Origin of the sequence: Saccharothrix hoggarensis (assembly GCF_042678885.1) — a bacterium.
Taxonomy (GTDB): Bacteria; Actinomycetota; Actinomycetes; order Mycobacteriales; family Pseudonocardiaceae; genus Actinosynnema; species Actinosynnema hoggarensis.
The window spans coordinates 18,048-27,261 of record NZ_JBHTLK010000080.1; the positions used below are offsets into that span (position 1 = coordinate 18,048).

Below are 9,214 nucleotides of genomic sequence, written 5' to 3' on the forward strand. Positions count from 1 at the left end.
TTTGTCCGATGATTCTCAACCGCAGGGGCTTCCTGACCTTCACGGCGGTGGCCGGCGGCACGCTGGTGGTCGGGTGCGGCGCGCCGGCCGCCCAGCACACCGGCACCGCGCTGGGCGGGGACGCGCTGGCCAAGGTGCTGCCGTCCTACCACCCGGTGGACTTCGCCAAGCCGGACCTGCCCGGCGTGAACGGCTCGGTGCCGGGCTACCTGAAGTTCCCCGCCGACCTGGTGGACGCGGTCAAGGACAAGGTGCTCGACGGCGGCGAGGTCACCGCCATGACGCCCGCGTTCTGGCCGCTCCCGCCCGGGCTGGGGGAGAACTCCTACTGGGACGCCGTGAACCAGCGCATCGGCGGCGTGGTCAGGTTCGAGCAGGTGCAGGGCGCGGACTACCAGGCGAAGCTCGGCGCGATGGTGGCCGCAAAGCAGGTGCCCGAGATCACCGTCATGCCGACGTTCACGATCCCGCCCCGGTTCAGCGAGGGCGTCGGCCAGGTCTTCGCCGACCTCACCGACCTCCTCAGCGGCGACAACGTCAAGGACTACCCGCTGCTGGCGAACATCCCGACCGAGTCGTGGCACGCGTGCGTCTACGGCGGGCGGCTCTACGGCGTGCCGTTCCGCGGCGAGCTGTTCCCCGAGACCCTCTTCTACCGCCGGGACGTCATCGAGCCGCTGGGCGGCACGGCGCCCAAGACCGCGGACGAGTTCTTCCAGCTCTGCAAGAAGATCAACGACCCCGGCGCCAACCGGTGGGCGGTCGGCGACGTGTTCCGCTCGATGATCAGGACGTTCGGCGGGCAGGGCGACTGGAGCCGCGACTCGTCCGGCAAGGTCGTCAACCAGCTGGAGACCGAGGCCTACCGGGAAGCGGTGAAGTTCACCCGCTCCCTGTTCGAGGCCGGGTTCGTGCACCCGGACGTGGTGGCGGGCAACACCACCGGGCTGAAGGAGCTGTTCGCGGGCGGCCAGATGCTGATCTACCAGGACGGCATGGGCGCCTGGGGCGAGGCGATGACGCAGCAGCGGCCGATCAACCCGAAGTTCGGCATGGAGGCACTGCCCCTGTTCGCGCACGACGGCGGCAAGCCCGGCTACCCGGTGTCCGCGCCCACCGCGATGGTGACGCTGTTCCGCAAGGACCTCTCGCCCGACCGGATCAAGGAGCTGCTGCGCCTGACGAACTTCGTCGCCGCGCCCATCGGCACCACCGAGCACTACCTGGTCAACTACGGCGTCGAGGGCAAGCACAGCGTCCGCGACGCGCACGGCGCGCCGGGCCTGAACGACCTGGGCCGCAAGGAGGTCACCCTGACCTACGGGTTCATGTCGGCCCCGCCGGACGCCATCACCAACGCCCAGTACCCGGACTACGTCAAGGCCAAGCACGCCTGGCACGCCGAGGCCTACCGGCACCAGATCCGCCCGGTGACGTTCGGCATGCGGATCGAGGAGCCCGCCGAGTTCTCCAAGCTGCCCAAGCGGTTCGAGGACCAGACCAACGACATCCTCCGCGGCCGCACGCCGCTGAGCGGGATCGACCAGCTGGCGGAGGACTGGCGCAAGGCGGGTGGCGACGAGCTGCGCGAGTTCTACGACAAGGCCCTCTCCGATGCCGGGCGCTGACCTGCTCGAACGGCCGCCCGTCCAGTCGCCCACGCCGGCAGCCGCCGGCCGACGTGGGGGCTGGCGGCGGAGGCTGCGGCGCGACTGGGTGCTGCTGGTGATGGTCGCGCCCGCGATCCTGCTGCTCACCGTGTTCCACTACGTGCCGCTGCTGGGCAACGTGGTCGCGTTCCAGGACTACTCGCCGTACGTCGGCATGGCCCAGAGCCCGTGGGCGGGCCTGGCGAACTTCGCCCGCATCCTGGACGACCCGGACTTCTGGGACGCCACGGTGAACACGCTGGTGATCACCGGGTTCCAGCTGGTGTTCTACTTCCCGGTGCCGATCGGGCTGGCGCTGCTGGTGCACAGCCTGATGAGCCCGCGGCTGCGGATGCTCGTCCAGAGCGTGGTCTACCTGCCGCACTTCTTCTCGTGGGTGCTGGTGATCACGCTGTTCCAGCAGATGCTGGGCGGCGCGGGCGTGCTCAACCAGCTGCTGCGCGCCAACGGCGCGTCGCCGTTCGACATCATGACCGACCCGGACCTGTTCATCGCGCTGGTGACGGCCCAGTCGGTGTGGAAGGACGCGGGCTGGGGCGCGATCGTGTTCCTGGCCGCCTTGTCCACAGTGGACACCTCGCTGTACGAGGCGGCGGCGGTGGACGGCGCGGGCCGGTGGCGGCGGATGTGGCACGTGACGCTGCCCGCGCTGGTCCCGGTGATCGTGCTGCTGCTGATCCTGCGCCTCGGCGAGGCGCTGAGCGTCGGCTTCGAGCAGTTCCTGCTGCAACGCGACGCGGTGGGGCACGAGGCGGCGGAGGTGCTGGACACCTACGTGTACTTCACCGGCGTGGTGAACAGCGACTACTCCTACGCCGCCGCGGCGGGCCTGATCAAGGGCCTGGTGGGGCTGGCGCTGGTGGTGGCGGCCAACAAGGTGGCGCACATGGTGGGCGAGCAGGGGGTGTACTCGCGATGACGACGGCAGTCGCGCGCCGGAACCCGGCGCGGCGGGGTCGACGGCCGGTGTGGGACGAGCCGCCCACCCGGATCGGGCAGGCGGCCAAGGGCGTGCTGGTCGCGCTGGTGCTGCTGGCCGTGCTGTTCCCGCTATGGGTGGTGGTGGTCACCAGCGTGTCGCCGGCGGCCACGATCACCGCCGCGGGCGGCCTGGTGATCGTGCCGGACGGGTTCAGCCTCGGCGCGTACGAGGAGCTGCTGTCCGGTGGCGTGGTGACCAGGTCGGTGGTCGTCAGCACGGGCGTGACGGTCATCGGCACGGTCTTCAGCACGGTGGTCACGCTGCTGGCCGCCTACGGGCTGTCGCGGCCGGGCTCGTTCGCGCACCGGCCGCTGCTGTTCCTGGTCCTGCTGACGTTCCTGTTCGGGCCGGGCCTGATCCCGACCTACCTGCTGGTGAACTCGCTGGGGCTGCTGGACACCTACGCGGCGCTGATCCTGCCCGGCGCGGTGGCGGCGTTCAACCTGGTGGTGCTGCGGTCGTTCTTCATGAACCTGCCGCGGGAGGTCATCGACAGCGCGCGCATCGACGGGGCGAGCGAGTTCGGCGTGCTGACCCGGATCGTGCTGCCGCTGTCCAAGGGCGTCACGGCGGTCATCGCGCTGTTCTACGGGGTCGGCTACTGGAACGCGTTCTTCAACGCCTTCCTGTACCTGAACTCGAACGACAAGTGGCCGTTGCAGATGGTGTTGCGCACGTACGTGCTGCAAGGCCAGCCGATCCCGGGCGCGAGCCCGGCCGACTCGACGCTGACCGGCGCGGGCGGTGTGGTCGCCACGCTCGCGATCAAGATGGCGGTGATCGTGCTCGCGGTGGTCCCGGTGCTCGTGATCTACCCGTTCGTGCAGAAGCACTTCACCAAGGGAGTGATCGTGGGGGCGATCAAGGGATGACGCACCTGCGCTACGGCGGCGACTACAACCCGGAGCAGTGGCCCGAGGAGGTGTGGGCCGAGGACGTCGAGCTGATGCGGCGGGCGGGCGTCAACACCGTGACGGTGGGCGTGTTCTCGTGGGCCCGCATCGAACCCCGGCCGGGTGAGCGTGACTTCGGCTGGCTGGACCGGGTGCTCGACCTGCTGCACGCGGGCGGGATCGACGTCTTCCTGGCCACGCCGACCGCCTCGCCGCCGCCGTGGCTCGGGCACCGCTTCCCGGAGACGCTGCCGGTGGACTTCGACGGCCACCGGCTGTCCTACGGCTCGCGCAACCAGTTCTGCCCGTCCTCGCCGGTGTACCGGGAGCACGCGTTGTCGCTGGTCACGGACCTGGCGGAGCGGTACGGCGGGCACCCGGCGCTGAAGCTGTGGCACGTCGGCAACGAACTGGGCCAGGTGTGCCACTGCGACGTCACCGCCGAGCACTTCCGGCGGTGGCTGCGCGACCGGCACGGGTCGCTCGACGCCCTGAACGACGCCTGGTCCACCGCGTTCTGGAGCCAGCGCTACGGCGAGTGGGCCGAGGTGATCCCGCCGCGCCGCGCGCCCTACCTGATCAACCCGGCGCAGCGGCTCGACTTCGCCCGGTTCTGCTCGGACGCGTTGCTGGAGTGCTTCGTGGCCGAGCGGGACGTGCTGCGGCGCGTCACCCCGGACGTGCCGGCGACCACGAACTTCATGGGCCTGCAGCAGCCGATGGACTACTGGGAGCTGGCGCGGCACGAGGACGTCGTGTCGCACGACTGGTACCCCGACCCGGCCGACCCGACGTCGCACGTGATGAGCGCGTTGAGCTTCGACCTGATGCGCTCGCTCAAGCGCGGCCCGTGGCTGCTGATGGAGCAGGCGGCGAGCGCGGTGAACTGGCGCCGGCGCAACCCGCCCAAGCCCGCCGGGCAGCTGCGCGCCCAGTCCGTGCAGGCGGTGGCGCGCGGCGCGGACGCGGTGTGCTTCTTCCAGTGGCGCGCCTCGCGCGGCGGCGCGGAGAAGTACCACTCCGGGATGGTGCCGCACGCGGGCACCGACAGCCGGGTGTTCCGCGAGGTCGTGGCGCTCGGCGCGGACCTCCGGGCGCTGGCCCCGGTCGCCGGCGCGCCGGTGCCCGCGTCGGTGGCCGTGGTGCTGGACTGGGAGAGCTGGTGGGCCGCGCAGCTCGACGCGCACCCGTCCGGGGACTTCGACCTGGTCACGCGGCTGCGGGACTTCTACGAGCCGCTGTTCGACCTCGGCGTGACCGTCGACTTCGCGCACCCCTCGGGGGACCTGTCCGGGTACCGGCTGGTGGTGGCGCCGAACCTGTACCTGGTGCGCGACGCCGAGCCGCTGGTGTCGTACGCGGCCGGCGGCGGGACGGTGGTGATGGGCTTCTTCTCCGGCGTGGTGGACGAGCACGACCGCGTCCACCTCGGCGGCTACCCGGCGCCGTTCCGGGAGCTGCTGGGCCTGCGCGTCGAGGAGATGGTGCCGCTCGGACCGGACGAGGTGCTGACGTGCGCCTCGGCGTCGCTGGGGGAGTTCACCGCCGACTTCTGGTACGACGACCTGCGCGCCGAGGGCGCCGAGGTGGTCGCGACGGTGGTCGGGTCCGGGGCCGACGGCGTGCCCGTGGTGCTGCGCAACCGCTACGGCGCGGGCACGGCCTGGTACGTGGGCACGCGCCCGTCGCCGGACTTCATGCGACGCCTGATGGACCGGGTGGTGGCGGAGGCCGGGGCCGGTCCGGCGTCGCGCCCGCCGCGGGGCGTGGAGGTGGTGCGCCGGGGCGACGTGCTGTTCGTCGTCAACCACGGGACGTCCGAGGTGCGGGTCGACGTGCCGGGCGACCACGTCGACCTGCTGACCGGCGCGTCGGTGACCGGTTCGGTGGCGCTCGGGGAGTTCGGCGTCGCGGCCCTCGCGCCGGCGCTACCCTCCGGTGGATGAGCGACAACCACGTCGTGGTCATCACCACCACCGACAGCGAGGACGCCGCCGCCGCGTTGGCGCGGGCGATCGTGGAGGCCCGCCTGGCGGCGTGCGTGCAGGTCGGCGGCCCGGTCCGCAGCGTCTACCGCTGGGACGGCGAGCTGCACGACGACCGCGAGTGGCAGCTGTGGATCAAGACCGCGTACGACCGGGTGGACGAGCTGACGGAGTTCGTGAAGCAGCGGCACTCCTACGACGTGCCGGAGGTGCTGGCGCTGCCGGTGCTCGGCGGCAACACCGACTACCTCGCGTGGCTCACCGAGGAGACCCGGCCGGCCACGTGAGGGTGGCGGCCCGCGCCCCCGCGGACCGCCACCCGCGTGGTCACCGGACCTCGGCCTCCTCCGCCGCGCGCTCCTCGGCGAGCGACGCGCGGAACGCCTTCAGCTCCCGCTTCACCACCGGCGCGAGCAGGTACAGGCCGATGATGTTGAACAGCGCCAGCGTGAACAGCACCGCGTCGGCGAAGTCGAGCACGCTGCCCAGCGTGAGCACCGAGCCGACCACGGTGAACGCGCAGAACAGCACGCGGTACGCGGTCTCGCTGCCCTTGCTCTTGCCGAACAGGTAGGTCCACGCCTTCTCGCCGTAGTAGCTCCACGTGATGATCGTGGACACGGCGAACAGCACCACCGCCACCGTCAGCACGTACGGGAACCACGGCAGCACGGTGCCGAACGACTCCGAGGTGACCGTGACGCCGTCCGGGCGCGGCCCGCCCGCCGCGACGGTCGCCTGGGCGTCCTTCCAGAACTGGGTCTGCGCCACCACGATCGTCAACGCGGTCATCGTGCAGATGACGACCGTGTCGATGAACGGTTCGAGCAGCGCCACGTACCCCTCGGTGACCGGCCGGCGCGTCTTCACCGCCGAGTGCGCGATGGACGCCGAGCCGAGGCCCGCCTCGTTGGAGAACGCCGCCCGCTGGAACCCGACGATCAACGCGCCGACAGCGCCTCCCGCGACGCTGTCGGCGCTGAACGCGCCGCTGACGATCTGGCCGATCGCGTCCGGGATCGTGGTGATGTTCAGCAGGATGACGATGAGGCACGCCGAGACGTAGAGGATCGCCATCGCGGGCACCAGCCTGCCGGTCACCCGGCCGATGGACTTGATGCCGCCGATGACGACCGCGCCGACCAGCAGCGCGAGCACGATGCCGAAGACGAGCGCCGCGCCGTCGCCGCCGAGCAGGCCGTCCGCGCCACCGGTCACCGAGCGCAGCTGCGCGAACGTCTGGTTGGCCTGGAACATGTTGCCGCCCGCGATCCCGAAGAACAGGATCATGATCGCCGCGCCGGCGGCGAGCACCCGACCGACCCCGCGGCCGACCGGGTTCGGGAACCGCTCGGCCAGGCCCTTGCGCAGGTAGTGCATGGGGCCGCCGGACACCGAGCCGTCCTCGTGCACGTCCCGGTACTTCACGCCGAGCGTGCACTCGACGAACTTCGTGCACATGCCGAGCAGGCCGCACACGATCATCCAGAACGTCGCGCCCGCGCCGCCGATGGTCACCGCGACGCCGACACCGGCGATGTTGCCCAAGCCGACGGTGCCCGACACGGCGGAGCTGAGCGCCTGGAAGTGGCTGATCTCGCCGGGGTCGTCCGGCTTGCTGTGCTTGCCACGCACGATCCGCAGCGCCGTGCCGAAGCCGCGGAGCTGGATGACGCCGAAGTACGTGGTGAAGACCGCGGCGGCCAGCACGAGCCAGCCGACGATCCAGGGGAAGGTCACGCCGAAGACGGTGATCTCGGCGAAGATGAAGCTGGTCACGGCCTCGGAGACCGGCGTGAACGCCTTGTTGATGGCCTCTTCGATGGACGCGAGCGTGCCGCTCTCGGCCGCGAGGACGGTCGTCGTCGATGACGGCAAGGGGGGACTCGTGGTCATGGCCCGCTAGTTGACCCGAAGACGTCAGTCAGGACAAAGAGGACTTGATGGTTTCTTGAGGATTCGCGTCGGCGCCGGGGTCAGAGCCCCAGCCGCCGCCGCAGCAGCGTGGCCGTGTGGACGGGTTCCGCCGACGTGCCGTGGCGGACCTGGGTGCGGCAGCTGAAGCCGTCCGCGACGATCGCCGTGCCCGCCCCGGCGGTCCGCACCGCGGGGAACAGCGCCTGCTCGCCCACGGCCATCGACACGTCGTGGTGGCCGCGCTCGAAGCCGAAGTTGCCCGCCAGGCCGCAGCAGCCCTCCAGCACCGACGCGCTCACCCCCGCCTTCGCCAGCAGCTCCCGGTCCGCGTCGAGCCCCAGCTCCGCGTACTGGTGGCAGTGCGGCTGCACCACCGCCGAACCCCCGCCGGCCACGGGTTCGAGCAGCGGCGACACGTGCTCGGCGAACGTGCGCACCGACTCGGCCAGCCGCACCACGTCCGGGTCGTCGCCCGCGACCTCCAGGGCGTCCGACCGCAGGAACGCGGTGCAGCTCGGCTCCAGCCCGACCACCGGCACGCCGTCCCGCGTCCACGGCCGCAGCACGCGCGCCGTCCGCCGGACCACCCGCCGCGCCACGCCAAGCTGACCGATCGAGAACCAGGTCAGCCCGCAGCACACCGCGCCCCGGGGCACCTCGACGCCCTGCCCGGCGTGACCCAGCACCGCCGCCGCGTCGAACCCGACGCCCGGCTCGAAGTGGTTCGTGAACGTGTCCGGGAACAGCAGCACCCGCTCGCCGCCGCCACCCGGCCGGAACCGCGACTGGAACGAGCGCACGGGCACGGGCAGCGGCCGGGCCGGGTCCACGCCGCCGAACCGGGCCAACCGGGCGCTGACCCGGTTCACCAGCCGCAGCCGCAACCACAGCGGCAGCCACCCCATCGAGTAGTGCGCCGCCGGCCGCACCCGCCGCCGGTAGTGGTGGTGCAGGAACTCCGCCTTGTAGGTGGCCATGTCGACGTCCACCGGGCAGTCCCGCTTGCAGCCCTTGCAGCCCAGGCACAGGTCCAGCGCGTCCCGGACCTCCTCCGACCGCCACCCGCCGCGCACCACCTGCCCGCCCAGCATCTCGAACAGCAGCCGCGCCCGGCCGCGCGTCGAGTGCTTCTCCTCCCGCGTCACCCGGTAGCTCGGGCACATCACCCCGCCGGACGTGTTCAGGCACTTGCCCACGCCGACGCACCGCCGCGTCGCCGCCGCCAGGTCGCCCCCGTCGGCCCGCAGCGCCAGCCGCGCCCGCGTCGGGATCACCGGCGGCGCGACCAGCACGCGCAGGTCCGCGTCCACCTTCAGCGGCTCGACGATCCGGCCCGGGTTCATCCGGTTCTCCGGGTCGAACGCCGCCTTGAACCGCCCGAACGCCCGCAGCGCGGCCGGCGGGTACATCCGGGGCAGCAGCTCGGAGCGGGCCTGCCCGTCGCCGTGCTCGCCGGACAACGACCCGCCGTGCGCCACCACCAGGTCCGCCGCGTCCTCCAGGAACGACCGGTGGCCACGCCGGAAGTCGAAGTCGATCCGCACGTGCACGCAGCCCTCGCCGTAGTGCCCGTACGTGACGCCGCGCCGGCCGTGCCCGGCCAGCAGCGCGTCGAACTCCCGCAGGTACGCGCCCAGCCGCTCGGGCGGCACGGCCGCGTCCTCCCACCCCGACCACGCCTCGCCGCCGTCCGCCATCCGCGTCGCCAGGCCGGCGCCGTCCTCGCGCACCCGCCACAGCGCGCGCTGCCGCCGCGGGTCGGTGACC

At 71.9% G+C, this 9,214-nt stretch carries 7 protein-coding genes; 5 read left to right on the top strand and 2 right to left on the bottom strand.

The genetic code is table 11. From position 1 onward, the window contains the following. Positions 1-8 precede the first annotated feature (8 nt). Genes ACFQ3T_RS17170 through cutA form a run of 5 tightly spaced genes read left to right on the top strand, consistent with a single transcriptional unit; the run spans position 9 to position 5,817 of the window. Positions 9-1,628, top strand: a complete 1,620-nt coding sequence (locus ACFQ3T_RS17170) for an extracellular solute-binding protein (RefSeq protein ID WP_380724277.1) — start codon at positions 9-11, stop codon at positions 1,626-1,628. Next, positions 1,615-2,589, top strand: coding sequence for an ABC transporter permease (locus ACFQ3T_RS17175; protein WP_380724278.1), 975 nt, complete (start codon positions 1,615-1,617; stop codon positions 2,587-2,589). Before ACFQ3T_RS17170 ends, ACFQ3T_RS17175 begins: the two co-directional genes overlap by 14 nt. Continuing rightward, on the top strand, positions 2,586-3,524 hold the full coding sequence (locus ACFQ3T_RS17180; RefSeq protein WP_380724279.1) for a carbohydrate ABC transporter permease: 939 nt from the start codon (positions 2,586-2,588) through the stop codon (positions 3,522-3,524). Before ACFQ3T_RS17175 ends, ACFQ3T_RS17180 begins: the two co-directional genes overlap by 4 nt. Next, on the top strand, positions 3,521-5,491 hold the full coding sequence (locus ACFQ3T_RS17185) for a beta-galactosidase (protein ID WP_380724280.1): 1,971 nt from the start codon (positions 3,521-3,523) through the stop codon (positions 5,489-5,491). Before ACFQ3T_RS17180 ends, ACFQ3T_RS17185 begins: the two co-directional genes overlap by 4 nt. Continuing rightward, entirely contained in the window at positions 5,488-5,817 is a 330-nt protein-coding gene (gene cutA, locus ACFQ3T_RS17190; protein WP_380724281.1) for a divalent-cation tolerance protein CutA, read from the top strand. Before ACFQ3T_RS17185 ends, cutA begins: the two co-directional genes overlap by 4 nt. Positions 5,818-5,857: 40 nt before the next feature. Here cutA and ACFQ3T_RS17195 read toward each other — a convergent pair whose 3' ends face one another. Both ACFQ3T_RS17195 and ACFQ3T_RS17200 read right to left on the bottom strand, forming a co-directional pair. Beyond that, complete coding sequence (locus ACFQ3T_RS17195) at positions 5,858-7,426, bottom strand: alanine/glycine:cation symporter family protein (RefSeq protein ID WP_380724282.1); 1,569 nt, start codon at positions 7,424-7,426, stop codon at positions 5,858-5,860. Positions 7,427-7,506: 80 nt separating this feature from the next. Beyond that, the coding region (locus tag ACFQ3T_RS17200; protein ID WP_380724283.1) for an FAD-binding and (Fe-S)-binding domain-containing protein at positions 7,507-9,214 on the bottom strand (1,708 nt) is incomplete at its 5' end.

Bases quoted from the DNA above. Each gene is read 5' to 3' on its own strand.
- ACFQ3T_RS17170 (WP_380724277.1), top strand. From the start codon at position 9: ATGATTCTCAACCGCAGGGGCTTCCTGACCTTCACGGCGGTGGCCGGC.
- ACFQ3T_RS17175 (WP_380724278.1), top strand. From the start codon at position 1,615: ATGCCGGGCGCTGACCTGCTCGAACGGCCGCCCGTCCAGTCGCCCACG.
- ACFQ3T_RS17180 (WP_380724279.1), top strand. From the start codon at position 2,586: ATGACGACGGCAGTCGCGCGCCGGAACCCGGCGCGGCGGGGTCGACGG.
- ACFQ3T_RS17185 (WP_380724280.1), top strand. From the start codon at position 3,521: ATGACGCACCTGCGCTACGGCGGCGACTACAACCCGGAGCAGTGGCCC.
- cutA (WP_380724281.1), top strand. From the start codon at position 5,488: ATGAGCGACAACCACGTCGTGGTCATCACCACCACCGACAGCGAGGAC.
- ACFQ3T_RS17195 (WP_380724282.1), bottom strand. From the start codon at position 7,426: ATGACCACGAGTCCCCCCTTGCCGTCATCGACGACGACCGTCCTCGCG.